Source organism: Hyphobacterium indicum (genome assembly GCF_003129605.1).
Lineage (GTDB): Bacteria > Pseudomonadota > Alphaproteobacteria > Caulobacterales > Maricaulaceae > Hyphobacterium > Hyphobacterium indicum.
The window spans coordinates 308956-335871 of the sequence record NZ_QBDX01000001.1 but is presented as its reverse complement, the minus strand read 5'-3'; the positions used below and the strand labels follow the sequence as shown (position 1 = coordinate 335871).

Annotated in this window: 29 protein-coding genes; all 29 read left to right on the top strand. The window is 60.8% G+C overall.

The features are described 5' to 3' along the window. Positions 1–89 precede the first annotated feature (89 nt). The 29 genes from DBR16_RS01600 (at position 90) to DBR16_RS01460 (ending at position 26914) form a co-directional block, all read left to right on the top strand. Positions 90–1952: a hypothetical protein gene (locus DBR16_RS01600; protein ID WP_109259491.1), complete on the top strand. Its 1863-nt coding sequence runs from the start codon at positions 90–92 to the stop codon at positions 1950–1952. Beyond that, a complete protein-coding gene (locus DBR16_RS01595) occupies positions 1949–3805 on the top strand; it encodes a hypothetical protein (RefSeq protein ID WP_109259490.1) in 1857 nt (618 codons plus the stop codon). Before DBR16_RS01600 ends, DBR16_RS01595 begins: the two co-directional genes overlap by 4 nt. Further along, on the top strand, positions 3802–5649 hold the full coding sequence (locus tag DBR16_RS01590) for a tetratricopeptide repeat protein (RefSeq protein WP_109259489.1): 1848 nt from the start codon (positions 3802–3804) through the stop codon (positions 5647–5649). The genes DBR16_RS01595 and DBR16_RS01590 overlap by 4 nt, the downstream gene beginning before the upstream one ends. Continuing rightward, positions 5646–7481 (top strand): tetratricopeptide repeat protein, encoded by a 1836-nt coding sequence (locus tag DBR16_RS01585; RefSeq protein WP_109259488.1) that lies wholly within the window; start codon positions 5646–5648, stop codon positions 7479–7481. The genes DBR16_RS01590 and DBR16_RS01585 overlap by 4 nt, the downstream gene beginning before the upstream one ends. A gap of 107 nt (positions 7482–7588) precedes the next feature. Further along, positions 7589–8335 (top strand): hypothetical protein, encoded by a 747-nt coding sequence (locus tag DBR16_RS01580; RefSeq protein ID WP_109259487.1) that lies wholly within the window; start codon positions 7589–7591, stop codon positions 8333–8335. Then, positions 8332–9096 (top strand): hypothetical protein, encoded by a 765-nt coding sequence (locus DBR16_RS01575; RefSeq protein ID WP_109259486.1) that lies wholly within the window; start codon positions 8332–8334, stop codon positions 9094–9096. The genes DBR16_RS01580 and DBR16_RS01575 overlap by 4 nt, the downstream gene beginning before the upstream one ends. Beyond that, on the top strand, positions 9093–9881 hold the full coding sequence (locus tag DBR16_RS01570) for a hypothetical protein (protein ID WP_109259485.1): 789 nt from the start codon (positions 9093–9095) through the stop codon (positions 9879–9881). Before DBR16_RS01575 ends, DBR16_RS01570 begins: the two co-directional genes overlap by 4 nt. Continuing rightward, complete coding sequence (locus DBR16_RS01565) at positions 9878–10651, top strand: hypothetical protein (RefSeq protein ID WP_109259484.1); 774 nt, start codon at positions 9878–9880, stop codon at positions 10649–10651. Before DBR16_RS01570 ends, DBR16_RS01565 begins: the two co-directional genes overlap by 4 nt. Further along, on the top strand, positions 10648–11442 hold the full coding sequence (locus DBR16_RS01560) for a hypothetical protein (RefSeq protein WP_109259483.1): 795 nt from the start codon (positions 10648–10650) through the stop codon (positions 11440–11442). The genes DBR16_RS01565 and DBR16_RS01560 overlap by 4 nt, the downstream gene beginning before the upstream one ends. Next, positions 11439–12167 (top strand): hypothetical protein, encoded by a 729-nt coding sequence (locus tag DBR16_RS01555; RefSeq protein ID WP_109259482.1) that lies wholly within the window; start codon positions 11439–11441, stop codon positions 12165–12167. The genes DBR16_RS01560 and DBR16_RS01555 overlap by 4 nt, the downstream gene beginning before the upstream one ends. Continuing rightward, positions 12164–12907, top strand: coding sequence for a hypothetical protein (locus tag DBR16_RS01550; protein WP_109259481.1), 744 nt, complete (start codon positions 12164–12166; stop codon positions 12905–12907). Before DBR16_RS01555 ends, DBR16_RS01550 begins: the two co-directional genes overlap by 4 nt. After that, entirely contained in the window at positions 12904–13644 is a 741-nt protein-coding gene (locus DBR16_RS01545) for a hypothetical protein (protein ID WP_109259480.1), read from the top strand. Before DBR16_RS01550 ends, DBR16_RS01545 begins: the two co-directional genes overlap by 4 nt. Positions 13645–13691: 47 nt before the next feature. Next, positions 13692–14417: a hypothetical protein gene (locus DBR16_RS01540; RefSeq protein ID WP_125184481.1), complete on the top strand. Its 726-nt coding sequence runs from the start codon at positions 13692–13694 to the stop codon at positions 14415–14417. Then, a complete protein-coding gene (locus DBR16_RS01535) occupies positions 14414–15154 on the top strand; it encodes a hypothetical protein (RefSeq protein ID WP_109259478.1) in 741 nt (246 codons plus the stop codon). The genes DBR16_RS01540 and DBR16_RS01535 overlap by 4 nt, the downstream gene beginning before the upstream one ends. Then, a complete protein-coding gene (locus DBR16_RS01530) occupies positions 15151–15888 on the top strand; it encodes a hypothetical protein (protein ID WP_109259477.1) in 738 nt (245 codons plus the stop codon). The genes DBR16_RS01535 and DBR16_RS01530 overlap by 4 nt, the downstream gene beginning before the upstream one ends. Beyond that, positions 15885–16625: a hypothetical protein gene (locus tag DBR16_RS01525; RefSeq protein ID WP_109259476.1), complete on the top strand. Its 741-nt coding sequence runs from the start codon at positions 15885–15887 to the stop codon at positions 16623–16625. Before DBR16_RS01530 ends, DBR16_RS01525 begins: the two co-directional genes overlap by 4 nt. A 146-nt stretch (positions 16626–16771) precedes the next feature. Next, entirely contained in the window at positions 16772–17893 is a 1122-nt protein-coding gene (locus DBR16_RS01520; protein ID WP_161539363.1) for a DUF3500 domain-containing protein, read from the top strand. Then, a complete protein-coding gene (locus DBR16_RS01515; RefSeq protein WP_109259474.1) occupies positions 17890–18654 on the top strand; it encodes a hypothetical protein in 765 nt (254 codons plus the stop codon). Before DBR16_RS01520 ends, DBR16_RS01515 begins: the two co-directional genes overlap by 4 nt. Further along, positions 18651–19403 carry a hypothetical protein gene (locus tag DBR16_RS01510; RefSeq protein WP_109259473.1) on the top strand — a complete coding sequence of 251 codons (753 nt, stop codon included), beginning with the start codon at positions 18651–18653 and terminating at the stop codon, positions 19401–19403. Before DBR16_RS01515 ends, DBR16_RS01510 begins: the two co-directional genes overlap by 4 nt. After that, positions 19400–20170 carry a hypothetical protein gene (locus DBR16_RS01505; RefSeq protein ID WP_109259472.1) on the top strand — a complete coding sequence of 257 codons (771 nt, stop codon included), beginning with the start codon at positions 19400–19402 and terminating at the stop codon, positions 20168–20170. The genes DBR16_RS01510 and DBR16_RS01505 overlap by 4 nt, the downstream gene beginning before the upstream one ends. Next, entirely contained in the window at positions 20167–20913 is a 747-nt protein-coding gene (locus DBR16_RS01500; RefSeq protein WP_109259471.1) for a hypothetical protein, read from the top strand. Before DBR16_RS01505 ends, DBR16_RS01500 begins: the two co-directional genes overlap by 4 nt. A gap of 93 nt (positions 20914–21006) precedes the next feature. Continuing rightward, positions 21007–21648 (top strand): hypothetical protein, encoded by a 642-nt coding sequence (locus DBR16_RS01495; protein ID WP_109259470.1) that lies wholly within the window; start codon positions 21007–21009, stop codon positions 21646–21648. Positions 21649–21679: 31 nt separating this feature from the next. After that, the gene (locus tag DBR16_RS01490) at positions 21680–22411 is read left to right on the top strand and encodes a hypothetical protein (RefSeq protein WP_109259469.1); all 732 of its coding nucleotides are present in this window, start codon (positions 21680–21682) and stop codon (positions 22409–22411) included. Next, positions 22408–23160: a hypothetical protein gene (locus DBR16_RS01485; protein WP_109259468.1), complete on the top strand. Its 753-nt coding sequence runs from the start codon at positions 22408–22410 to the stop codon at positions 23158–23160. The genes DBR16_RS01490 and DBR16_RS01485 overlap by 4 nt, the downstream gene beginning before the upstream one ends. Next, positions 23157–23861, top strand: coding sequence for a hypothetical protein (locus tag DBR16_RS01480; RefSeq protein ID WP_109259467.1), 705 nt, complete (start codon positions 23157–23159; stop codon positions 23859–23861). Before DBR16_RS01485 ends, DBR16_RS01480 begins: the two co-directional genes overlap by 4 nt. Further along, entirely contained in the window at positions 23858–24610 is a 753-nt protein-coding gene (locus DBR16_RS01475; protein ID WP_109259466.1) for a hypothetical protein, read from the top strand. Before DBR16_RS01480 ends, DBR16_RS01475 begins: the two co-directional genes overlap by 4 nt. Then, positions 24607–25392 (top strand): DUF6090 family protein, encoded by a 786-nt coding sequence (locus DBR16_RS01470; RefSeq protein ID WP_109259465.1) that lies wholly within the window; start codon positions 24607–24609, stop codon positions 25390–25392. Before DBR16_RS01475 ends, DBR16_RS01470 begins: the two co-directional genes overlap by 4 nt. Then, a complete protein-coding gene (locus DBR16_RS01465) occupies positions 25389–26141 on the top strand; it encodes a hypothetical protein (RefSeq protein ID WP_109259464.1) in 753 nt (250 codons plus the stop codon). Before DBR16_RS01470 ends, DBR16_RS01465 begins: the two co-directional genes overlap by 4 nt. Further along, positions 26138–26914 (top strand): hypothetical protein, encoded by a 777-nt coding sequence (locus DBR16_RS01460; RefSeq protein ID WP_109259463.1) that lies wholly within the window; start codon positions 26138–26140, stop codon positions 26912–26914. Before DBR16_RS01465 ends, DBR16_RS01460 begins: the two co-directional genes overlap by 4 nt. Positions 26915–26916: the final 2 nt, after the last annotated feature.

Genomic DNA, 26916 nt, shown 5'->3' with positions numbered 1-26916 from the left:
TAATCCAGCCGGGCCTAACCCCCTCTATTTGAAGGCTCGTTTTCCCCTGCGGCGTGTGCTAAACGCGCTGCAGGGGGAGCCGACCGGGCATGATGTCATTTTTATCAGAACTGCGCCGCCGGAATGTCTTCCGCGTCGCCGCCGCCTATCTGGTCGTGGGCTGGATCGTCATGCAGGTCGTTGCCACGATTGGCAGCGCCGCCGGTTTGCCGGACTGGGCCGACAGTCTGGCCCTCATCATTCTGGTCTCCGGTTTTCCGGTGATCCTGTTTATCGCCTGGGCGTTCGAACTGACGCCCGAGGGCATGAAAAAGACCGGTGCCGCCGAACCGGATGAAGGTTTCCGGCCCGTGGGCCCCAGTGATTACGTGCTGATCGCGGCGGTCATCGTTGTCATCGGCATTGGCGGGGCACAGTTCGTCACCCGCGGACCAGCCCCCACATCATCCGGTGCGGTAACAGCCTCCCGGGATCTGGTGGACCCGGTCCGCCCGGCGGCCGCCTCGATCGCGGTCCTGCCCTTCGCCGACTTATCAGAAGCCGGAGATCAGGAGTATTTTGGCGACGGGATCGCGGAAGAAATCCTGAACGTACTGGCCCGGATTGATGCCTTGGACGTCACATCGCGCACGTCGGCCTTTGCCTTCAAGAGCCAGAGCGCGCTGAGTATTCGCGACATCGCCGCCAGTCTTCAGGTGCGCCATGTCCTGGAAGGTTCGGTCAGAACGTCCGGTGATATGATTCGGATCACCGCCCAGCTGATTGATGCCGAAACGGACCAGCATTTATGGTCCGAGACGTTTGATCGGGCGCGCAATGCGGAAAACATTTTCGCCATTCAGGACGAGATATCTGCCGCGATCCTGACCGAGCTGACACGCGAGCTGGGGCTGGACGTCGACACCAATCTGCCGTCGACAGCAAGCGGTGGGACAAGCGAGATCAGCGCCTTTGATGCCTATCTTGAAGGCCGGACATTGTTCATCAATCGAAACTATGAAAATCTGCCGCTCGCGATTGAGCGCCTGGAATACGCTACGCAGACCGATCCGGATTTTGCCCGTGCCTGGGCTTTATTGGCCGTCGCTTACGGGGTTGCACCCGGATGGGCTTTTTCAGACCGGGACTATTCGACTCTGTCTGGACAGGCATCTGAGCGCGCCTTGGCCCTAGACCCTGACAATTCGCTGGGACTGACGGCAATGGCTCAAAATGCGTCGGACGGAGACATCCCTGATTGGGCGTTGGCGATTGAATTGTATCAGCGTGCCATCGCCGCCGATCCCAACAATGCCACAGCCCATCTCTGGCTCAGTCAAATCTGGCGTGATCTCGGCTTTCATGACCGCCGTGAAGAGAGCGCCCGACGGTGTCTGGACATTGAACCGCGCTATGGGGTTTGCCTTTATGATTATGCCGCCGCGGCGTTGAGTCAGGGAAATGAGGGAGTTGCATTTGAGCGTTTACTGCCGCTCCTGTCGACGCAACATGCTGAATCTTATCCGGCTTTCCTTGGGGTCACAGCCCGGTCTGGACGCGATATCGTCTTGCGCATGATGCTGCGCGAAACGGCAGACTTTCTACCAGGTTCCAACAGTCGCTGGATTATCGACGATTTGTCGCGCGCCCTCAGTGATGAAGATTATGATCGGCAGGCGGCGCGGCTGCGTTTCGAAGCCCGCTTGCGCGATGAAGGTTTTGAACCCGGCAGCGACAATTATATCACCATGACCTATCTGCTGGCGTTCGGCGCTTATGACGAAATACCGCTCGAAGAAATTCCGGGCTGGTGGTTCTTTACCGGTTATCGAGGCCTCCAGAATTCCGACGCCGCGAAAAATGCCGTTATCCAGCGCGGTGTTCTTGATTACTGGCGCGCCCATGGCTTTCCATCTCAATGTCGGCCTGTAGGTGCAGACGATTTCGAATGCCGGTTCGAGGACCGTTCATGAGCCGCCTCCTGGCTGAATTGCGTCGTCGCAATGTCTTTCGCGTCGCGGCAGCCTATCTGGTCGTGGGCTGGCTGGTGTTGCAGGTCGTGGGGGCTATCGAGGCCTCGGCCGGCCTGCCGTCCTGGACCGACGGATTTGCGCTTGTTCTGCTGGTCACCGGTTTTCCGATAGTCCTGTTCATCGCCTGGGCGTTTGAACTGACGCCCGAAGGCATGAAAAAGACCGAAGCTGGCGGTGAAAGCGTCGGCTTCAGGCCGCTTGGCCCCAGCGATTATGTGCTGATCGCGGCGGTCGTCGTTGTCATTGGCATTGGCGGGGCGCAGTTCGTCACTCGCGGACCAGCCCCCACGTCATCCGATGAGGTAATAGCCTCCCGGGATCTGGTGGACCCAGCCCGCCCGGCGCCCGCCTCGATCGCTGTCCTGCCCTTTGCCGATCTGTCACCGGAGGGTGATCAGGCCTATTTCGGCGATGGCATCGCGGAAGAAATACTCAATGTTCTGACCCGGGTCGATGGCTTGCACGTCGCCTCGCGTACGTCCGCCTTCCAGTTCCGCGGTGACGAGCTGGGTATTCCCGCCATCGCACAGGAACTGAATGTCCGGCACATACTGGAAGGCTCGGTCCGCAAGGCCGGCAACACGCTGCGGATCACCGCCCAGCTGATCGATTCCGAAAATGACCGGCATTTGTGGTCGGAAACGTTTGACCGGCCCCTCACAGCGGAAAACATCTTTGCCATCCAGGACGAGATTGCGACTGAAATCGTTTCCGCGCTGAGCGAAGCGCTGGGGATTCCGGCGCCAGAGATCGCAGTCGCGGCCGGAACGGAAAACCTGGATGCCTATGAACTCTTCCTGCGGGGTCAGGCGATTTTCCACAGTCGATCCGCGGACACTATTCCCGAAGGGATTGATCAGTTTGAACGCGCTGTGGCGGCGGATCCGGACTTTGCCCGCGGATGGGCGGGGCTCGCCGCGATGTACAGCGTCAGGGAAGGATGGCTGGGGCCATCAGACGAACGCGACTTCGATGCGCTCGCCCTTGCCGCAGCAAATCGGGCCACGGCTCTCGATCCGGATCTGGCGCTGCCGTTTTCGGTTCGCGGCATCCTGGCCTACCCGGAAGGACGCTGGACCGAAGCTATCGTTCAACTGAATGACGGGATCAGCCGCGATCCAACGAGTGCCGATTCCTGGTATTTCCGGGGTTACGCCTGGTTGATCTCCGGGTTTTTCGATGCCGCGTCTGCGGATTTTGAAACCTGTCTGGAGCGTGATCCGGCTTATGCCATTTGCCGTCGCCACCTGGCCTTCGCCGAGCTCTATCGCGGCCATACCGACCGGGCGCTGGAGCTTTACGAGCAAGGGATTCTGGAGCGGCAGAACTCCAATAACTTCATCATGGTTCCGGTCTATTTCGCACGTGGCGACCAGTCTGCGGCAATCCTCAATCTGGCCTATGCTTTGGAGCGAAGCGGGGTCGGTGCCTATCTCGAGGCGACGTATCGCTTTCAAACCGATTTCAGCCTGACGAATGAAGCGGTCAACCAAATGCTCCGCACCGTCTATCTGCGTCAGAATGGGTCTCTTGACGGCTTCAACGGCCGGGACGGCGACTATGAAAGGCCTATTCCGACCCTTAACAGCCATGACCTTGTCTGGAGCCCATTCTCGCCGGATCGATTCCGGCCGGCCAGCCGCGACGCCTTTCTGGCGGCACGGCGGGCTGTCATATTCGAAATGGGATTGCCGGCATTCTGGCGCGAGCACGGCTATCCCCCGCAATGCGAGGCCGTTGGACGTGATGATTTCGAGTGCGGCTGGATTGATGATCCCGAGATTGTGCGATGAACCACTTTCTCGCCGAGCTCCGCCGCCGCAACGTGTTTCGCGTTGCCGCCGCCTATCTGGTGGTGGGGTGGCTGACGCTGCAGATCGTCTCGTTGATCGAGGCGCCGCTGGGCCTGCCGGACTGGACGGATACGCTGGTCATCGTTCTGATCGGCATCGCCTTTCCCATTGCGTTGATCCTAGCCTGGGCGTTCGAAGTCACGCCCGATGGCGTCAAACTGACGGCGGCCGTACCGGAAGATCAGAGCATCGCCGGAAAAACCGCCCGGCGGCTGGACTATGTCATCGCGGGCGGCATCGTGGTGCTGATAGGGGCTATCATCTGGCAGCAGGTGGCCCGTCCGCAAGCGGCCACCGCTCCTGAACTCGCGGCGCGGGCGGAGGCCGGCGAAGGCGCATCCGTCGCCGTCCTGCCCTTCGCCGACATGAGCCCGGATAGCGATCAGGCCTATTTCGCCGATGGCATTTCCGAAGAAATCCTGAATGTCCTCGTTCGCATTCCCGGCCTTCAGGTCGCGGGCCGCACCTCCAGTTTTGCCTATCGGGGTCAGGATCAGGATTTGCGCGAAATCGGCAACGCGCTCGATGTCAGTCATGTGCTGGAAGGCAGTGTGCGGCGGTCGGGCACGCGGCTGCGCATCACCGCCCAGCTGATCCGCTCAGCGGATGGTTTCCACATCTGGTCAGAAACCTATGACCGGGAGCTGACCGATATTTTTGACATCCAGGACGACATTGCCGGAGCGGTTGCCGATGAGCTCGCCACTTCGCTGGGGCTCGACACGGGTGCGGTCAGTGTTGCCCGAACCTCTGATCTGGCCGCCTATGAATCCTTCCTTCATGCCCGGCAGCTCTTTCGAGAGCGCGGTCAGGCCAATCTTGAACTCGCCGCTGCCATGCTGACCGAAACGCTGGCGCGCGACCCGGAATACGGGCCCGGCTGGACTCTGTTGGCTGGTGTTTATGGGGTGATGCCCTATTACCGTCAGGGCAACAACGAAGCTGCGCCCGAGCTTCGGGTGAGATGGAATTCCCTGGCCATAGAGACGGCGCGCCGGGCGATTGCAATCAATCCGGCCGACGCCCAGGCCCATGCCTTTCTTGGATCGGCGCTGGCCGAGAACTGGAACTGGATCGAGGGGCTGGACATGCTGGACCGGGCCGTGGCCCTGGCTCCCAATGATCCCGACGTCCTCGACACGGCCGCACAGATACTCGGAAAGGTGGGGTATGCAGCGGAGGCGTTGGAGCTCTCCGAGCATGCGGTCGCGCTGGACCCGCAGGGGGCGATTTTCCGCAATACGTTGGGAAACCTGCTCGCCTTACAGGGCCGGTTCGAGGAAGCTGACGCGCAATTCCGTGCCGCAAAGGACATCGACCCGGGTTTGCGCTTCCCCTATGCCAACCTGATGTGGAGCCGTGCCAGAGCCGGGGACATGGCCGGAACCCAGTCCGCGCTCACCGCCCTGCTCAACCGCGGCCACCCGGCTCCGGCAGATGAGGATTTGATCGAGCGCTTCATCGCTGCGCAAAACCTGGCAGAGATGCAACCGCTTGCCGCGGAAAGCCGGGGTTTTATCCGCACCCTGTATGCCTTGCTGGCGTCCGACATGGAGTATTATTTCTCGCAGACCCCGGTCGAGGCCGCCGACGACCGGCCCAGCAATTGGGCGAACTTCAACCCGTTCTGGCAAACTTTCCGCGGCGAAATGTACGCCAATGCACGATGGAAAGCCTGGGTCCGCCGTGGGGACCTGGATGATCTCTGGAGAGCGCGCGGCTTCCCGCCGCAATGCCGGCCCGTTGGCGAGGATGATTTTGCGTGCGATTGGCCGGACGAATGACACGCTTTCTCACAGAACTCCGGCGCCGGAATGTGTTCCGCGTTGCGGCAGGCTATCTGGTGGCGGGCTGGATCGTCATGCAGGTGGTGGCAACGATTGGCACGGCGGCGGGATTGCCGGACTGGGCTGACAGCCTGGCGCTGATCATACTGGTCACCGGCTTCCCGATCGTGCTGTTCATCGCCTGGGCGTTCGAGCTGACGCCTGACGGCATGAAGAAGACCGAGGCGATCGAGGCACCGTCAGGGTTCAAGCCGCTGGGTCCGAGTGATTACGTGCTGATCGCTGCTGTCCTGGTGGTCCTCAGCATTGGCGGGGCGCAACTGATCCGCGATCCGGGCGGAGACGCAGGCGATGGCACCCCGGATATGGCCTATGCCGCGCCTGTGCCGGAAAGTCCGGGCGTCTCCGATTCCTCTATCGCGGTGCTGCCCTTTGCGGACCTGTCACCTGCGGGCGACCAGCAATATTTTTCTGACGGCATTGCCGAAGAAATCCTGAATGTCCTCGTGCGCATTGACGGGCTGGACGTCGCCTCGCGCACCTCCGCCTTCCAGTATCGCGGCGAGGATTATTCCATACCCGAGATCGCGGACGGGCTGGGTGTGCGTCATATTCTCGAAGGATCGGTCCGCCGCGATGGCGAAACGGTGCGCATTACCGCCCAGCTGATCGATGCGCGCGATGACCGGCATTTATGGTCGGAAACCTATGACCGCCCGCTGACCGCCGGCGCGATCTTTTCGGTGCAGGATGAAATCGCAACGGCCATTGTCGAGGCGTTGCGCGTGTTCTTCGATGACGATGCCGCGCCGCCGGTCATCACGGTCGAAGCCGTCACGGATGATGTCGACGCCTATACGCTCTATCTGGAGGCGCGGGCCCTTTATCTCGGCCGCCGTGATCTTGACCGCGTCATGGACTTGCTTGACCAGGCCATTGCCCGCGACCCCGGATTTGCGCAGGCCTATGCCATCCGGGCCGGTGCCACGCATTTGCTGCCGGACTACAGTGAGACCGCCCGCTCCAGGGAGGATCTGAACGCCGAAGCGAGGCGGTTTGCGCGCGAAGCCCTGGACATTGATCCGGAGAATTCGACGGCCATCGCCGTGCTGGCCAATACACGGGCGCAGGAATCCCGTCTTCTGGGAAGATGGGCTGATTATTCGGACATCATTGCCCAGTATACCCGTGCACTGGACATTGACCCGCATGACGGATCGGCGCGCAACTGGCGCGGCCTCACCTATTTCAACATGGGCTATCTGGATCTGGCGCTCGCCGATTTTCAGGCTTGCCTGTCGCAGGAGCCGCGCTATGCGCCGTGCGCCGAGAATAATTACGACACGCTTTATGCCCTTGGCCGAACCGGGGAGGCATTGGCAGCCTACCAGGAGTCGCTGTTCGCCGGCCTCGTTACGGGCGAATGGTCCAATTTCGGGATGCTGGCCCATTTCCGCAAAGACACCGCCTTTGCCCAGGCCGTGAACCTGTCGTCCGTGCTGCCGCGCTATCCCCGCATCGGCGAGATCTACCACGCCTATCTGACTCTGGACGAAGACCATTCCGATCTGGGAGAAGATGCTTGGCGGTATGCGGCCAGCATTGGCAATGACACGAGCTCGCTGGTCCCGGTGCTCTTGCTTCCACTCGATCCAACCGCAACCAATGCCCATCCATTTACGCAGTGGCAGCCGGAATTGCGCGCGTGGCGCCAAACCGGGAGTTTCAAGAACAATATGCGTCAAACCGGCATTCTCGACTATTGGCGCGAACACGGCTTCCCGCCGCAATGCCGCCCCATCGGCGCGGATGATTTTGAGTGCGGCTAGATAGACGGGACCGGCAGACGGCCCGTCCCGGGTAAAGTGCCGGGTTCATTCCCCTTTCCCTTTTCGCGCGCGCCCTGCTAGCGTCCGAAACGGGGAGACTCGGGGACATGATTTTACAACGCCTGACCCATGCCATCCGGACGCAGAACTGGTTTGCGGTCGTGCTTGAATTTGTCATCGTCGTGGCGGGCGTGCTGCTGGCCTTTCAGGTCACGGCCTGGAATGAGGCGCGCAGCAACCGGATCGCGGAGACAGCCTATATCGAGCGGCTGCATGCCGAGGTCATCGACGCCGAGGCGGGCCGATTGGGGCTGCTCGAAAGAGTGAGCCGGCGGGTCGATGACGCCAGCGCGGTCGTCGCGGTCATTTATGACGGCCGCGACCCTGCGACATTGCCGGATGGCGCCTGCACGAGTGTGGCCCGGCTCGGAATCTTCTATCTCGAAGCCTATGCCTTGCCGACGCTCGACGAGCTGCTGGCCACCGGCAATCTCGACATGATCGGCGACGACACGCTTCGCCAGGCTCTGATCGCCTATCGCGGATTCGCGGATACCGCGGCAGACCGGTTTTCCGAAATCCGGCTGGACATGCCGAACCTCGTGCGATCCTATCACCACATTTTCACAACCGGACCGGACCGGGGAGACGACCATTTGCGGCCCGCGGCGACGGATTGTGATTTTCTGGCCATGCGGGAGGATGACGCCTTTGGCGCTGACTTGCTGGATGTGGTCGGGCGCGCCGGATTTTTCCGCATGAACGCACTCGAGGTCGAAGAGCGGCGGCTGGCAGCCATACATGCGGCGCTCGACGCCCTGCCGGGCGTGCATGACGAGGCGGCCGCGCCATGATCCTTCAAAACATCACACGTGCGATCCGCGAACAAAACTGGTTCGCCGTCGCGCTCGAGTTCGTCATCGTCATCGCTGGTGTGGTGATCGGTTTTCAGATCAATGCGTGGAATGAAGCGCGCATAGAGCGCGCCGCAGAGCGCGACACGCTGATCCGGCTCTATCAGGACATTGACGCCAGCCGAACAGCGCAGATGCGCGACATTGGCCATATCGAGCAGCAACTGGCAGACCAAGCCATTGTCCTGACCGCCCTCGAAGCGTGCCAAGTCGCACCCGAAGACGAGTTGTTGTTTCAACGGGGTATCTCGACGCTCGGCTGGATCAATCCGCCGCGCCTCAATCGGCGGACGATTGATGAAATGCTGGCTTCGGGCCGCACGCAACTTATCAGCAACCGCTTTATTCTCGACGAGCTTGCTGACATTGTCGCGACGGTTGAATGGCGCGCGGCCGCCTATGACGACACGATGAACAGCATGCAGAACAACCGCCAGCGCATTGAACCGCACCTGCGCTTCGGATTGGACCAAGTGCTGGAAAACCCCTTCGTGCCGGATCACCGGGCGCGCGTGGACTACGATATCGCGGCGCTCTGTGAAGATGACGTTCTGATCAACTCCATCTCCTCCGTCAGCTATATGACCTATGAACGCATGGCCGCCTACAGGCCGCTAATAGACATCTACGGCGATTTTCTCGCCTTGATCGCCGGGGAGGTCGAAGCGCGTTGGGACGTCGATCCGGGGAGCTTCCAATGATCCTTGCCCGCATCACCCGCGCCGTGCGCGAACAGAACTGGTTCGCGGTTGTACTGGAATTCATCATCGTCATTGCCGGTGTTGTGATCGGTTTTCAGATTACGGCCTGGAATGGGGAGCGCGCGGAACGGGTCCGTGCCGAAACCATGATGGCGCGCCTGGCCGACGATCTGGAAGCCGAACGCTGGCGCATCACCGCAACATCTCTTTATTCCGAAGATGTCGTGGCGGAAGCCCAGGAAGCGCTTGATGCCCTTGAGGGCCGCCGTGACCTCACCGACGAAGAATTGGTGATCAAGGCTTTCCGGGGCAGCCAGTACTTCTGGGCCGGCGTGATCCGGCCGACTTATGACGAGCTGGTCGCGGGCGGTGAAATCGACCTCATCCGGCACGGGCCGTTCCGGGAAGCCGCCATCGAGTATTACAACAGTTCCCAGCGCAGCCTGTTTTCCGAGCTTGGCAACACGCCATACCGAGATGCCTTTCGCCAGATCGTACCGCCGGCGTTGCACAGAGTGCTAGTGGCAAATTGTGCGGAAGATCCGAATATTACTATCGGAGATTACGAAGCGCTCGATAACTTCCTCACCTTCCCATGTGAAATCAATGACTTCGAAGAGGAAATCGCGACGCTCGCCGATCGATTGCGAGGCGACCAGCGATTTGCAGACCTCCTGCGCGGGCGCATTATCGAGGCCGATCAGAGCCAGATAAATCTCCTGTATTTCGAGGAATTGCTGGGCCGGGCCCTTGCTGATTTCGCCGCTTCGCGAGCGGTGCAATGATCCTCGCCCGCATCAGCAAAGCCATACGGGAACAGAACTGGTTCGCCGTCGTGCTGGAATTTGTCATCGTCGTTTCCGGCGTGTTTCTGGCGTTCCAGGTCTCCACCTGGAGCAACGAAGCTGATCGGCGCGCCTATGTCCGCGATGTGCTAGGCCGCCTTCACGGTGAACTGTCGAGCCTGGCCGAGGTGCGCGCCAGGCTCCTCGAGCCTCGGGCTGACCGGCTCGCGCGCCTGCTGGAAGCGCGCCCCGTCATCATGGAGGCGGGCGGGCCCGACACGCTGAGCGATGCAGACTGCTTCTCCATAGCGGTCTCCCACTACGGAATCGGCAATTCACCCGACGCTTTCCCCTCGTTGGACGAGCTGGTGAGTTCTGGAGCGGTGGAGGCCATCCGGTCCGAAGCGCTCAGACATCGCGCGATGCAGCTGTATTCAAAGCGAACCGCCGTGCGCACGCGCTCCGCAGTGGACGCCGGCCGGGTCGTCAATTTGCCTCAGGAGTATCCCGACGCGGTGCGCGCGACCCTGTTCGCCGATCCGGAGGACGAAGAAGACGGCTATAGCCGCGGCGCCGCGTGCGACCTCGCCGTCATGCGATCAGACACGTCCTTCCAGGCCGCCCTCATCGAGAACACCGAGATACTCTGGACGCATGTCGATTTCACCTACGGTTTTCTCGATGACGCCATTGAGGCCCTGCGCGTCGCCATCGAAGCGGAGCTGGACCTGCCGCGATCCAGCGCCCCAGAAGACGAGACCGCGCCATGATCCTCGACAACCTCTCCCGCGCCTTAAAGACCCAGAACTGGCTCGCCGCCGGGGTGGAGTTCGTCATCGTCATCGCCGGTGTCGTGATCGGCTTTCAGATCAATGCGTGGAACGAGGATCGGGCGGCTAACGCTGCAGCAGCGCAGGCTGTCACCCGGCTTCGCGCAGAGTCCGAGGCGGTCGTAAACTTCTGGGTCGAAGACGTGGCCGACGCCATGGAAAATGATCGCCACCGCGTTTCGCTTCTCCGCGCACTTCAGAACGCCCGGATCGAACCAGGCTTTGAAGATGCGGTCTATGACGGGATTGAGGGATTATACTTCTATGCCGCGATCACGCCGCCGCGTACCGTGTTCGACGAACTTCTGGCATCAGGCGGGCTGAGCCGGATTTCCGATCCCGGTGCCAACGCCGCTGTTTCGGAATATGCCGACCAGCTGACCTTCATCACCGGCCAGCTGGACCAATTCCGGTCGAACTCGCCGGATGGGCTGAGCATTCTGGATCGCCAGGTGTTCAGTGAAATCGACTTCAGCGATCTCACCCTACGCCGCTTCGATTTCGACATCGCATCGCTGTCCGAAGACCGGGTTGTCGTCAGCTCGATTGTCGACGCTGTGCGCAATCAGCGGGTCTTTCTGTTCTTCCGCATGGGGGCTTTGAGGACGGCCTATGAGATGTGCGAGGCCCTTTCGGCCGCGCGATCAGAAACCTGCGCGTCCGCTCAGTCAGGGCGAGACCAGCTCGCCGCAGCGCGCGCCTATCTGGACGAGATGAGGCAGGCGCCATGATCCTCGACAACCTCTCCCGCGCCCTGAAGACCCAGAACTGGTTCGCCGCCGGGGTGGAGTTCATCATCGTCATCCTCGGTGTCGTGATCGGCTTTCAAGTCAATGCGTGGGCGCAGGCGCGTGAGCTGCGAGGGCGCGAGGAGCAGTATCTCGTCGAGCTGCTCTCCGACTTTCGCGCGATGACGGACGCATTGGAGCGTATGGAAGCCCAATCAAGGTACGAGGCTGATCTCGCCGAGGCGATCGACGTGCTGCGGTCCTGCCCGCCGGACGAGGCGGCGTGGGCCCCCGTGAGGCAGGCACTCGCCCGCCATCGCATACGCACCCAAATTTTTGTGGTCGACGGGACTTATGAGGAAATGGTCGCAAGCGGCGCACTCGCCCGGCTTGAAGACACCGCGTTGAAGGCGCAGATCAAATACACCTACTCGCTTCTGAACAATAATGTGCGCGTATCGAGCGCGGCAAATGCGGCGCTGGCAGTGAGCGCAAGCGCCGTTATCGTCGGCGTCGTCCCGTTCGCACCTGATCCGGACAGCCTGTTCCAGGTCTCCGTGGCGCCTGGATTCGAGTTCCAGTCCTTGTGCGATCACCTGGAGCTGAATAACGCCATGCTTGACCTTTGGCACGCCACCCGGAGCCGAGAGCGCGTACACGCTGGTGTCCTGGAGGTGATGCGGGAGACCGAAGGGATGCTCGCCGCCCGCGTGGAGCCGGCGCCATGATCCTTGCCCGCCTCTCCAAAGCCTTCCGCGAACAGAACTGGTTCGCCGTGGCTGTTGAATTCATCATCGTCATAGCCGGTGTCGTGATCGGCTTCCAGATCACGGAATGGCGCGGTGAACAGGCCAACCGGGAGGCCGAGCAGATCTATCTCGCGCGCCTTTATCGCGACATGGAACAATCCGTTTGCCAGGTCCGGTATGAACAGAGGGGCGTCAACAACTGGAACACGCGCGCGCGGGCCACACTTGATGCCCTGCTCCTGAATGATCCCGACGCCATCGATGATACCGGGTTCGAGCTTGTCGCCTCGACGCGTATCCAGACCGGTTCTCCTTTCCGCGCGACGCTGAACGAACTGGTGAATGGCGGGCAGGTGAACCTGATCTCGAACCCGGTCCTGCGTGCGCAAATCGCGGAAACCGATGCCCTGCTGACTTCGCTTGCCGAATACATCCAGATCCTTGTCAACGCCCAGGGCACATTCCTCAGCGAGGTTCATTCCCGGCTGCGCCCGACGCCGGGCAACACCTATGACATCACCTACGACTTCGAGGCGCTGGCGCAGGATGAGCAATTTCTCAACTCGCTGGGCCATGCGCTGCGTATCACCAATGCCAACATCAACTGGCTGGGTGATATGGCGGATGCCGCCGAGCGCCTGCGGGTTGCGGTAGGAGAAGAGCTTGGGCGCGATGTCAGCGACGGCCCTGAATGTCCGGAACAAGGGCGCAGATCATGATCCTCGACAATCTCTCCCGCGCGCTGAAGACCCAGAACTGGCTCGCCGCCGGGGTGGAGTTCGTCATCGTCATCGCCGGTGTGGTGATCGGCTTTCAGATCAATGCGTGGAATGAGGGCCGCCAGGAACGTCAACTGGAGGCCGAATATCTCTACCGGCTGGAGGTGGAGCTGACGGCGGTCATCGAAGACCTGAACGACGCGCAGCGCGCAATCGACGCCTATTTCAACTGGATCGGGCTTTTCCTCGAGGGCGTCGAGGCGGGGGACCGGGACCAGGCGCAGGCGGGGTCCTGGGGCCTGAATGCGATCACCGATGTTGAAATGATCAATCTGGAGCCCGCCAGCTTGCGTGAAATGATCAGCGCGGGTGATTTGACGATCATACAAAACAGGGATTTACGCTCGGACCTGGCTTCAATCCCTCAATTGCAGAGCCGGTCGCAGGCCTCGCTGCAGCAGATGGCCGCTGACCTGACGCCGGTTGCCTTCGAGATTTCCCGTCAGTTCGAAGCCCGGCTCGAGGATGTGGCGGACCTCTCCGCGGGCGGGTACGACCAGCACACCATCCAGTTTGATTTCGACGCGGTTTCGCAGAACGAAGTCTTCCTGAACCGGGTCAATTACGCCGCCCTGCAGAACCGGTTTCAGGCGGCTCATTTTGTGCGTTACCGCAGCGAAATCGAAGCCATCCGGGAGCGTGTGCGCAGTGAAATCGAAATACGAGGCTTCCGATGATCCTACAGAACCTCTCAAAGGCGGTCCGCGAGCAGAATTACTACGCCGTGGCGCTCGAATTCGTCATCGTCATTGCCGGCGTGGTGATCGGTTTCCAGATCCAGGCCTGGGCACAGGATCAGGAGGAAAAGCGCGAAGAGCAGGCCGTCCTGCATCGCCTACTCGATGAAAGTCATGAGGCCATCGCCTATATCGACGCCGAGATCGCTACCAGTGTCAGAAGCCTGAATCTTCTTGACCAGGCTGTGGCTGCGCTGAACAGCGGCACACTCGGCGACCTGACACAAGCCGAGTTCGTCAACGGCATATGGCGATCCGCGCGGTATCCCGCGCTCACACCGCCACGCGCTGTGGTCGACGAAATTATTGCCGGCGGGCGCATTGGTTTGATCGAAGATCCAGCCATTCGCGAAGCGCTTTCACGATATCAGCGTTCAATAGACCACTACGCGCAACAGCTTCCCTATTTTCGAAACCTCGCCGAACAACCCGATCAGCTGGGTGGCGCCGCATTTGCATCGGTCTACCGGCCCGACCTGCCAGAACGCAGGGAGACCCGGGCCAATTTCGAGATGCTTGCCTCTGATGACCGCTTCGTGCGCGAGATGACCGGTAGCCTTTACGGGCAAATGGCCATGATCAGCTACAGGCGGGCGGTTCGAACGAGCGCATCGAACCTGTGCCATGCCGTTGCCGGGGATTTGGAGCGGGTGTGCCAGGCAAGTCCCATGATTATGGAAGTGCTCCCGGATCCGGAGGATACCGCACCATGATCCTCGACCGCCTTTCCCGCGCGTTTCGCGAGCAGAACTGGTTCGCCGTCGCGCTCGAATTCGTCATCGTTATCGCCGGTGTGGTGATCGGTTTCCAGATTACCGAATGGCGCGGCGAGCAGGCCGACCGGGAAAGCGAGCGAACCTATCTGACGCGCCTTCACCAGGACATGGTGCAATCGACCTGCGACCTTCAGTTTGATGCCTATGCGACCCATAACTGGCATACGCGGGCCCGGCGGACGCTGGATGCGTTTTTGACCAACAATCCCGAGGCTATAGACGATACAGGGTTCGAATTGATCGCTTCCACCCGTGTCCGTACCAGTTCGTTGAATCGCGCGACACTGAACGAACTGGTCAATGGCGGGCAGATGAACCTGATTTCCGATGATCGCCTGCGGGCGCGGATCGCCAGCGCCGACGCCCATTTCTCGTCACTGGATGAATTGATCAATGTTCTGATCGGCGCGCAGGACAGTTTCGTGCGTGACGTCCAGAACCGGCTGCGGCCCGTGCCAGGCGAGGTCTACGGCATCACCTATGATTTCGAGGCGCTGGCGGCGGACGACACTTTCCTCAATGCCCTGGGCCATGCGCTGCGGATTACACATGTCAACGTTCTCTGGCTGGAGAACATGGCCGAGACGGCTGACCGGCTACGGATCACTGTCGCCGAGGAAATCGGCGCGGACACCGGCCCGCTTGATTGCGACATGCCGGAGCTGACCGAATGATCCTCGCCCGCCTCTCCCGCGCCATCCGCGAGCAGAACTGGTTCGCTGTTGCGCTGGAATTCGTCATCGTCATCGCCGGCGTCGTGATCGGCTTCCAGATCACGGCGTGGAATGGAGAGCGCGAGAATGCGGCGCGTGTCGACCAGGCCCTGATCCGGCTTCAGGCAGAAACCGAACAGACAATCCGTGCCCTGCGGCAACGCATTGCGGTGAATGCCGCGCGTCAGGCCGATCAGTCGGTAATGGTGCGTGTTGCGATGGGCGGTGAGCTGGTGCCTGAAAACCGGGAGGTCTTTGAACGGGCGATCGCGCAAGTGATGTATTTTTCAAGGCCGCCCGTGCAGCAGAGCACCTACGAGGCGCTCGAGCAATCCGGTGATCTCGCGCTGATCACCGACCGCGGCCTTGTGACCGAGCTGAACCGTTACCGGGGACGGCTGGAATGGATCGAGAGCCAACACGGCAGTTTCCGCCGGGGCCTGACAACCTTTTCCGATACCCTGAGCGAATTCACCTTCCATGAACCGACGGATGACCCGACGGTCACCCGGGTGCGGGTGGATCTGGAAGGCCTGTTGGCGGAGCCGCGCCGTCAAAGTGCGCTCGTCCAGATCGCCCGCATGCACGCCATTTTCGCGCAGTATGTCGTCGCGCTCGAAAACCATACCGTCGCATTGTGCGGCCGCCTGGCGGAAGAAACGGGACGCGCGTGTGATTTGGAAGACGCCCCATGATCCTCGCCCGCCTCTCCCATGCCATCCGGACACAGAACTGGTTCGCGGTCGTGCTGGAATTCGTCATCGTCGTGGCCGGTGTCTTGCTGGCCTTCCAGATCTCGCTGCTGAGCGAACGGCAGGCTGTGCAAGAGCGGATCGACGTCCAGATTGAACTCCTGCGAACGGAGATGCGTGCGAACCTCGCGGAAATTCAGGAAAACATCGACATTCTGGAGAGGAACAATGCGAATGTGCGCGAATTACGGGTCCAGCTGTCGGCCTACACCGCAGGGGCCGATGCAACACGTCTGAATGAACTGGCCCTTTATGCCTTCATGAATCCGAGCCTAGACGCCGAACACTTCGCGCTTGACCAACTGGAAATCATGGATAGCCGCGCATCGCTGAGTGGCAGCCGCCTGGAAGCCGAGATGCGCGACTGGCGGCAGGTATTTGAGTTGGTGCGCGACACTGAAGAAAATATCGACAGCCTGATCGAAGTCACCAATGCCGGATCCACGTTCGAGGCTCTATCCATTGCCGCGATGGTCGACTCCTTTCCGCGCATTGGACTGGTCGAGCCTGTTCCTGTCAGCTTCGATACCGACTGGCTGGCCTTGTCGCAAGACGCGGCCTTTTCCGATCACCTGGCCATATTCGCGCTCAATCTGGAATACCTCTGGGCGACGAACCGGCGCCTCGACACCGCCACGCAGGACCTGCTTGCGGCGATTGATGAAAGGCATCCGGAATGATCCTCGCCCGCCTGCCCTCCGCCGCGATCTGCCCGCCGGGAGAGAGTCCCGCATTTCAGACATGGAAACAGCACGCGAATACGCCGATTCACGCGGCGGATGACTTCACAGGCCAAACTGGCATAATAAATCTCGGGGGGAACATCATGAAACATATTATCTTGATCGTGCTAGGCACGATTCTGGCGGGCGCAGCCCATGCGCATCCGGATCATGCGGATGCCGGCATGCGGCAGGAAGCCGCCGCCATGGCGGCGGCCGCGGGCGAGTTTCTCGCAACACTGGACGAGGATCAGCGCGCCAGCGTGCTGTTTGACCTTGCCGACACCGAGGCACGCGAAGGCTGGAGCAATCTGCCAACCGTGATGGCTCCGAGAGCGGGTTTGCAGATCGCCACGCTGAACGACGCCCAGCGCATTGCGCTGCACGGGCTGCTGGCGCGCGGACTGTCCAGCGAGGGCTATGGCGACGCCATGCATATCATGACGCTGGAAACCTATCTCCGGGCCGGTGTCGAGGCCGCCATAGCGGAACGGGGCGATGAGCTGTCCGACGAGAACCGGGCGCGGGCGACGAGCCTGATGGAAGCGTATGATCCGGAGAATTACTGGGTCCGGATTTTCGGCGACCCGGCCTCCGGCACCTGGTCGCTGGTGCTTGACGGGCATCATCTGGCGGTGACCGCGACCGTGGTCGAGGGCCGGATCGCCTTCACGCCGGTTTTCCTCGGAAACAATCCGCAGACAATCCAGACCGGACTGTATGCCGGCCGGCGCTCGCTTCAACACGAGCTGGACCGTGTGGCCGACCTGATGGCGTCGCTCGACACTGGGCAGATGGATGAGCTGGACCAGCCGATTGATACCTTGGAAAGTTTCAGATTTGCCGGCCCGAACTGGGTCCCGGACATGGAGGCGGCACCGGAAGGGCTGTCGGCCGCTGATCTGAGCGCAGACCAGCAAGTCCTGCTGGCCTATGCCATCCGGGAATTCATCGGCGTGGCGACGCTGGCCGCTGCGGACGCGCAGATGGCCCGCATCGAGGCGGACGGGCTGGACAATATCATGCTGGCCTGGTGGGGCGATTACACGGATTTGTCCCGGCGCTTCATGTTGCGCATCACGGGACCCTCCCTGCATATCGACTTCACCCGCACCGGCAGAGAGGACCGTCCCAACCACTTCCATATCGTGATCCGCGATCCCTCCAATGAATATGGCTCGGACTGGCTGCAGGCCCATTATGAAGAGGCGCATGCCGAGGAATGATCCTCGCCCGCATCACTCACGCCATCCGCACGCAGAACTGGTTCGCGGTTGTGCTCGAATTCGTCATCGTCATCGCCGGTGTGGTGATCGGTTTTCAGATCACGGCCGGAGCCGAACGTTCCGCCATGCAGACTCGCATGGACCGCGCCATGGTCCGTCTCCAGGTCGAAGTGGAACAATCTGCGGGCATGCTGGCAGGGCTGGTGGACGCCTATCAGGGGCTGAATGTATCGCGAACGGAAGCGATCGAGCGTCTGCTGGCCCGCGATTTCGAAAACATGGACGAAGACCGGCTGGCAGCCGGCCTTGTGGCGATCAATCTCTACCCGGCCTTTTCACCTCAGCAAGGCGTCTATGAGGAAATCGTCAGTTCCGGCATGCTATCTTCCCTTGGCGGGGACAATGAATCCGGCGAGCGGCTGCGCAATGCGCTGAGCCGATATCAGCGCGAAGTCACTTTCCTGCAGGGTCAGATCGACTACATGCGCGATAGCGGGCTGGCCGCGCCGGGAACGATGGATTTCCCTGCCGTAAGACTTGAATACGCGCCCGGTACGGTCCGAGAGCGCCGCTATGTGGTCGACTGGCAGGCGGCTGCTGACGATCCGGAACTGATGCAAGCCCTGTTGAACGGGAATAACCGGATGCGTGCCACCGCCGACTGGTGGGAAGACACGCTGGAGGCGGCTATCGCGCTTTGCGATGCCATCGCCGAACATACCCTGCGTCCCTGCGAGATTGTGACGGAGTTCGTCGAATGATCCTTACCCGCCTCTCCCGCGCCGTCCGCGATCAGAACTGGTTCGCCGTTGCGCTTGAGTTTGTCATCGTCATTGCCGGTGTCGTGATCGGTTTCCAGATCACGGCGTGGAATGGCGAGCGGGCCGAGCGCGAAATCATCCGCCAGCAATTGAGCGAGGTGCGCGCCGACGTGGCGGCGGAGGTCGCGTCGCTGGAAACCGCGCGCGATGCCGCCCTCTGGCGGCTCGCGGCCGCTGAATACCTGCTGGTGCGGATCGACGCCGAGGACGGATTGGCCGATACGCCGGTCGTACCGTTCACCGGATATGAATCCGCGCCCTTGCCGGAGATCACCGCGGCGGACCATCCCACCCTGCTGGCCCGCGTGAATTTGATCCGCGGTCAGACCGTGCGCAATACAGGGTATAACTCCCTCGTGAGCAGCGGAAATCTGCGCCTGATCCGGAACAGCGAATTACGGGTCACGATCCAGAGCTATTATGCGGGGTATGAGGACCTGCAGAGCAATCTTTCGATTTTCCGCGAAATCCGCGCGGCGGCCATCCCCGTGCTTTACCGGCATGGCTTTTCATTGTTCTCGAACACCCCGCTGGCCGGTGTGACCGGCGCGGCGGACAGCGATCCCGAGCTGGTAGCCTATATCCGCACGGCGCGGGAGCTGGGCCAGGCGCAAGTCAGCGGCACATTGCAACGCGAGGCGGAGGCCGTCCGGCTCCTCGCCCTGCTGGATGCGGAGCTCGCCGAATGATCCTTCAGAACATCTCCAGGGCCATCCGCGAGCAAGACTACTATGCCGTCGCGCTGGAATTCGTGATCGTCATCGCCGGTGTGGTGATCGGTTTCCAGATCACGGCGTGGAATGGAGAGCGGGTAGCCGACGAACGCGAAACCGCCCTGCTTGTCCGGCTCCGCGACGAACTGGAAACCGATCAGCGTGAGCGTGCCCGCAGCCTGAACAATTCGTTCCGGCTCGAGAGGCTTCGCGGCGCGGTCGAGGTGATGCGCGGCGACGCGGGCGCCGATCTGACCGCGCTGCAATGCAATGCGATAGCCACGTCGAACTATTATTCCGATGCCTCGGCGGGCGCCTCCGTCCCAGCAATGGAAGAGCTTTTGAGCGATGCGAGAGGTCTCAACCTGATCTCGGATGTCGGATTGCGGCAAGCCCTGGCCGACTACCTGCAATACCGCGCCAGCATTCCCCGCACCGTCGACTGGTATGTGCGCGGATCGGTCAACCTCACCCTGAGGTTTCCCGAACTGATCGAGCAATCGGCGTATGTCGATCCGGAGCGGCAAACGATCTGGCCCGAGGTAAGCTGTAATCTGGAAGCCATGCGCCGCGATAGCGCGTTCCGGAATGCGTTTTCCGAGAATGCCTGGCGGTTTGAGTACTATTACCAATCGGTGGTGGCGGAGCACAATGACCGGGTCGAGGCGCTGATCGCGCGGATCTCGGAGGTGCTCGGCGACAACCACGAGACTGGTGAAGCGAACGCGGAGAACGCCCCATGATCCTCGCCCGCCTCTCTCGCGCCGTGCGCGAACAAAACTGGTTCGCGGTGGCGCTCGAGTTCGTGATTGTCATCGCCGGTGTCGTGATCGGATTTCAGGTGACGGAATGGGCGTCGGCGCGGGCCGAGGCCGAGCGGCGGGCCATGGTGCTCGACCGGCTGCATGACGAGGTCGAGGGCGCGGTCAGCGTCCTTGTCTGGATGACGGACACTTATGAGGAATTGAACACCGCCCGGACCGGGGTGATCGAGCGCATGATTGCCGGCGATCTGGACGGTATCGACACCGAAATCAACAACGCCGCGACGGTGGCCACGACCCTTTATCCGGCCTTTTCACCGCGGCAAGGCGTCTATACCGAAATCGTCAGTTCCGGCATGCTCTCCAGCCTGGGCGACGCAGCTTTCCGGGAGGCATTGGGCGATTACCAGTCGAGCGTCGTTTTCCTGCAGGGCCAGATCGACTATTTCAGAGAAAGAGTGAACGCGCGCCCTGACATTGATGACTTCGAGTATGTGTGGCTGGAATACGCACCCGGCACCTCCCGCGAGCGGTCTCATGTGATCGACTGGAATGCCGCAGCGAACGATCCGGATTTCCTGCAATATCTTTTGACCAGCAATAACTCCATGCGCGCCATGAGCGGTTGGTGGCAGAACACGCTGGAAAGTGCGCAAACGCTGTGCGCCGAGACCTCCCGCCTCACCGGCCGGGCCTGCGAACCGCCGGAGGAGCCGTTTTGATGGTCCTCTCCCGACCCGGCCCGCCTCAACTTCCGCATTGACAGGCCCTCCGGACCGTATTCACTTCTATCCGGGGAATGCGGGGGACGGACATTGAGCCAGCCACAGCGCGGTGAGCGCTTCTTTTTCTTTTACAGCCTTGTTCTGTTCGGGATTGTCGCGGTGTTTTTTCCGCTGCACGCGCTGGTAAATGCCGATTATCTGCCACCCATCCGGCCCCTCCTGCACGTGCATGCGGTTCTGACGGGAAGCTGGTTTGCCCTGATCGTGGTCCAGACCAGACTGATCGGACAGGGACGGGTTTCGCTTCACAAGACACTCGGCGCAGCAAGCCTGGTGCTCGTTGCCGTCATGCTGCCGGCCGGGATCTGGGTGAGTTACGAAAACATGCTGCGGACCGGCGCGGCGCAAATCCTTTACGGAAACTGCGTCAATGCGGCCTTCTTCATGACCTATTATCTGATGGCCCTGAACTGGCGGAAAACGCCGGCCCTGCACAAGCGCTTCATGATGCTGGCGAGCCTGTCGATCATGTTCCCGGCGCTGGCGCGCGTGGGATATGTGTTCGACCTCAACCCGTTCGCCGTCCTGCCAATGTGGCTGGTCCTGCTGTTTGCGCTACCCGCCTACGACCTGATCCGTGAACGGAAGATCAAGACTGCCACCCTTACCGGTCTGGGTCTGACGCTGGTCTATATCGGTATTCTCCTGATGATCGGGCCACCGCCGGAATGAGGCCGGTCCCTGTCATAACCGGAGGCGCCCCATGATCCTCGACAACCTCTCCCGCGCCTTCAAGACCCAGAACTGGCTCGCCGCCGGGGTGGAGTTCGTCATCGTCATAGCCGGTGTCGTGATCGGCTTTCAGATCAATGCGTGGAATGAGGGGCGGCAGGCCGATGCGCGAGCATCGGTTTTGCTTGCAAGACTAGGAGAGGAGGTTGCCGCCGCGCTTGATGAAAAGGAACGCGACCTTGAGCGGCTGATCGAGCGTCACGACGCGCTTTCGCAGTTTAATGAGGTGGTCGCCCCGGACGCCGTAGAAGCGGGTTCCGAAGCGCTTTGCCGATTGATTGACCAGTCTCACATTTATCTGTGGCAGCGCGTGCGAATGCCGGTGCTTGCCGAGATGACGGCCACTGGCTCGCTGGACCTGATCTCTAGCGCGGATGTGCGAAACGCGGTGATTGCCCTCGACGCCGATCTGACGGGCGCGAGTGACCGTATCGAAATCATCCGCAGCGTCGAAAACATTGTCCGGTTGCGGTTCCCCGAACTACTGGAGGTGCGCCCGGCCGCCCCCGGTAATGCACGGCCCAATGAATGGCCGGTAACCTGTGACTGGGCGCAGATGCGCGCGAACCCTGCTGTGTTTAACACCATCGCCAACAATTACGACCGTCAGGGGGCGATGTTGCATCTTCTCAGATTCGAGATAGGCGCGCTCCGTCGACTTCTGGAGGCGATTGAATCAGACCGCGAAGGAGCGGCTCGATGATCCTTGCCCGCATCACCCGTGCCATCCGGACACAGAACTGGTTCGCCGTCGCGCTGGAATTCGTCATTGTCATTGCCGGTGTGGTGATCGGTTTCCAGATCACGGCGTGGAATGCGGACCGGCAAGTCGTCGCCCGAGACGCCCAGCTGATCAGCCGGCTGACAAGGGATCTTGATGCGATGCGCGCTGCCAACGCAGCGACGCTGCCGGATACCGAACGCACATATGATGGCTGGATCGACCTGTTGCGTGCCCTGGAGGCCTGCGAGCCGATCGACACGACACAGGGCGATATCCGGTTCGCCATCGCTCGTTATCAGCGCACGCACGCGCCGCCCATCTATCGGGCTGCATTCGATGAAATGAGCGCGGCCGGTGCCTTTTCGGCACTGAGGAATGAAGCGCTGCAGGAAGCCATTGTAACGTTCTACGCCACGCTCGAGCGCGCTACCGTGATCGAGGGAGCTGGCCGCGTCGATCAACTGGCCACCGCGCGTCTTCTCTGGCCGCGTATGGCATTCTCGATGGAAGAAGACAGCATCCAGTCGGTCGGCAATGAAGAAGATGCCGTGCCCGCTGCCGCCAACACCCTGGCGACACTGGATGTGACGGCGCATTGCGGCGATCTCGAACTGAGGGGTGCCGTGTGGGAAATGGCCGACATCAATCGTGATTTCTACTTCGAAACCTTGCAAACGTTGGCGGAAATCGATGCCATTCTGACCGAATTGGAAGCGATCGCCCCATGATCCTCGCCCGTCTCACCCGCGCCATCCGCGAGCAGAACTGGTTCGCGGTGGCGCTCGAATTCGTCGTCGTTGTCGCGGGAGTCTATTCAGCCGTCTGGATTGAGGGCCATCAATCCCGCGAAGCAGAGCGCGAGCAAACCGCTGAGGTGATCGAAACCCTGCGTGGAGACCTGCTCAATTCCGGAACGATTGAGCGTCGTTTTATCACCACCATAGACGCCGGATTGGAGGAATGGACGGCGGCCTATGAAGCCGGCGAACGTCCTTCTCCCTATTATTTTCGTGTTCCCGGATCGGATACCGCCCCTGCCAATACCTGGGAGACGCTGTTGAGCATGGGCGTGGGAGAGGTCTTTCGCCCTGACCTCGTTTTCGACCTCGCTTTCTTTTTCACCGAAAGGCAAGGTATCGGACAGCGTTATGTTCGGTATGTGGAGTTTGTGGAAGACGAAATCCTTCCCTACTATAGTACCGATACGTCGGTATTTTATTTGGAAAGCGGCCAGTTGCGTCCAGAGTTCGCGGCCAATTTGGAAAGGTTGCGCGAATATCGGAATGAAGCCGAATCCCTGATCATCTGGAGCACTTGCCTCAACCTGCGGCTTGAATCGCCGCATGATAGCGAACTGTCCTGTTCCCGCGATTTTCTTCAGGCCGTTGATGACGGCGAAACCGCCCGTCTTCGCGAGGCTACACCATGATCCTCGCTCGCCTCTCCCGCGCCATCAGGCAACAGAACTGGTTCGCCGTGGTGCTCGAATTCGTGATCGTGATCGCCGGTGTGGTGATCGGTTTCCAGATCACGGCGTGGAATGCGGCGCGGGCAGAACGGTCGACCGAGGCCGAAATCATGGCACGCCTTCATAACGACATTGCTAGCGTCGGCAATGTGCGCTGGGACTGGGCGGCCGACCGCACCGCCACTCGCGAACTGCTACTCTCGGCCAGCCACAAATTGTTCGGCGATGATCTGTCAGACCTGTCTCCATCAGAATGTAATGCGCTGGCTCAGTCACATGTTTTCAATTCGCCATCGCTGGCCTTGCCGATTCTGGCGGAGCTGGAATCGACCGGCGACCTGGATCTGATAAGAAGCGAAAGAATTCGAACTGCCGTCACCGCGAATTTTCTGGCGACCGCATGGTCGTCGGAGATGGATACCGCTCTCAATCACGAGGTTTTCAATCTATCGGCGAGACATTCCGATTATTTTTATTTCGTGGTCCCGGATGACGCTGACAACTGGAATCCGATCTTCGACGGGTCGGCTCGCTGCGATACGGATGGCATGCGAAATGATCGTCGATTCCTCAACGAACTCGCGGATAATATTTCCAAATCGGGCTTCTTTGAGTTTGCGGTTCTCAGTGGACCAAATGACAGTTTCCTTGCCCTCCATGAAGCCGTCGATGTCGAGCTGGGCATAGTGCACGAGGAAGAAGCGCCATGATCCTCGCCCGCCTCACCCGCGCCCTTCGCGAGCAGAACTGGTTCGCGGTGGCGCTCGAATTCGTGATCGTCGTGGCGGGTGTCCTGCTGGCCTTCCAGATCACGGCGTGGAATGCCGACCGGACGGCCCGTATCCAGGAGGCCGTTATTCTGGCCAATCTGGAAGAGGACTTTCAGACCCTGGTCAGTGATATCGACGACGTCATCGAGCGGACCTTCGAGATCGCACGAAATGCCACAGTGGTCGTGGAGACGATTGATCGCAATGTGGTTCCGGAAGATCGGATCGACCAGTTTGAAGAGGGACTGATTTCACTGGTCTGGGCCGTGCAGCCACCGCAATCACCGAGCACCTTGCAGGAATTGGTCAGTTCGGGCGGCTTGTCACGCTTGTCGGACGCCGATTTGCGGGCGGCGCTGGCGCGATTCATGGAACGGTATGAGGCCGTTGACGGCATGGCGAACCTGCTTGTTGAAGCCCGCTTCAACAATGCGCAGCGCGCCCCGCTTCCTGTGTCTCTGGAGCCTGGCAGTGTCGCTGATCTGGAACGCGCTCGTGAATCCGGCGCATTTCTGAGCTCGGACAATTATCGCGCAGCCCAAGGTGTGCGCAGCACTCTGGAACACTATGACCTGGAGGCCCTGCAGGCTGATCCTGCCCTGCGCGATATGTTCGTGGCCAGCCGCGACCTCAACAATACCTATCTCAGCTGGTTGGTCGCCCTGCGCGTTAGTGCGCTCGCGACCCTTGAACAGCTTGATCCAAACTCGGAAACACCATGATCCTCGCCCGCCTCACCCGCGCCATCCGCGAGCAGAACTGGTTCGCCGTGGCCGTTGAATTCATCATCGTCATCCTGGGCGTGGTGATCGGTTTTCAGGTCACGGCGTGGAATAGCGCGCGTCAGGAGCGGGTGGATGAAGCCGCCTTTCTCGCGCGCTTGCACGCCGATATCGAACTGGCGGAAAATCTGAGCCAACGGGTCCGCGAGCGCCGCCTTCAGCGCATCGGCGAGATTGTCGAGGCCATCGACATCCTGTTCGGGCGATCCGATGCCGACGCACTGACGGACACGCAGTGTGCAGCACTGGGCGCGTCACACTATTACGACATCTATACGGCCGACCTTGCCGCCTTTACCGAGCTGACGAGCATCGGCCGGGTCGGAATTCTGCGCGATGCCGAACTGCGCCGGGCTCTGGTTCAATACGAGCAGGTCCGCACAAGATTGCACCAATTGATAACGCTCCTTTCCGCAGAAGGCATTGCCTTGCCGCAACTCTTCCCGGACCTGATCTCGGTCTCGGCCCGGCATGATGCGTCAAGCGATGAAGTCCGTAACCAAACTTCCTGCGATCTTGGCGGCATGCGCGCCAACCGGCATTTTCTCAACGCCGCATCGGCCAATGCGGATGCCTATGACGCCTATGTGCGGGACGGGTTGCGGCCCTGGAGTGACCAGCTCGCCCAGCTTCATCGCCAAATCGATCTGATTCTGGGCATCGATCATGCCAGCGAGGCCGCCCCATGATCCTCGCCCGCCTCGCCCATGCCATCCGGACGCAGAACTGGTTCGCTGTTGCGCTGGAATTCGTCATCGTCATCGCCGGTGTCGTCATCGGTTTCCAGATCACGGCGTGGAATGCGGACCGGGCCGCCGCCGAGCGCGCGGACATCCTGACGGAGCGGCTGATCGCCGACCTCAGGGCCGAACAGTGGCGGATCGAGGGGACGAGCCTTTACAGCGCGCAGGTTGCCGACAATGCCCAGCGCGCGCTCGACGCCCTTGAAGGCCGCCGGACAGTGGACGACGAAACGCTGGTGATCGAGGCCTTCCGGGCGACCCAGATTTTCAGCTTTCCCGTCATCCGGACCACATATAACGAACTGGTATCGACCGGCACGGTCGATCTGATCAAGGACGCAGATCTTATCGCTGCGGCGGTCGAATATTACGAGACGGGGTCAGGCGAAATCAGCCTGGAAGACCCGGCGCGTCCCTACCGGTATGCTTTTTACCGCCTTGCCGACCGGGCGCTTTATGATGCGCTCGCCGATACTTGCGCGGAGCCCCGTTTGCTGGAAATCGGCGACTACGCCGCCTTACCACAAATCCTTGACTATCCCTGTGAAATCGACGGCCATGATGTGGCAATAGCGGCTGTTGCAGAGCGGCTGCGCGCCAGCGAGGCAATCATACCGCTGCTTCGGCAACGGGCGATCGAAACCTCGGTCGATAGCCGTCAGGATTACTGGCAGAACCTGTTCGATCGCATCCTGCCGCCCGCGCCGGGCAGCGAGTAATC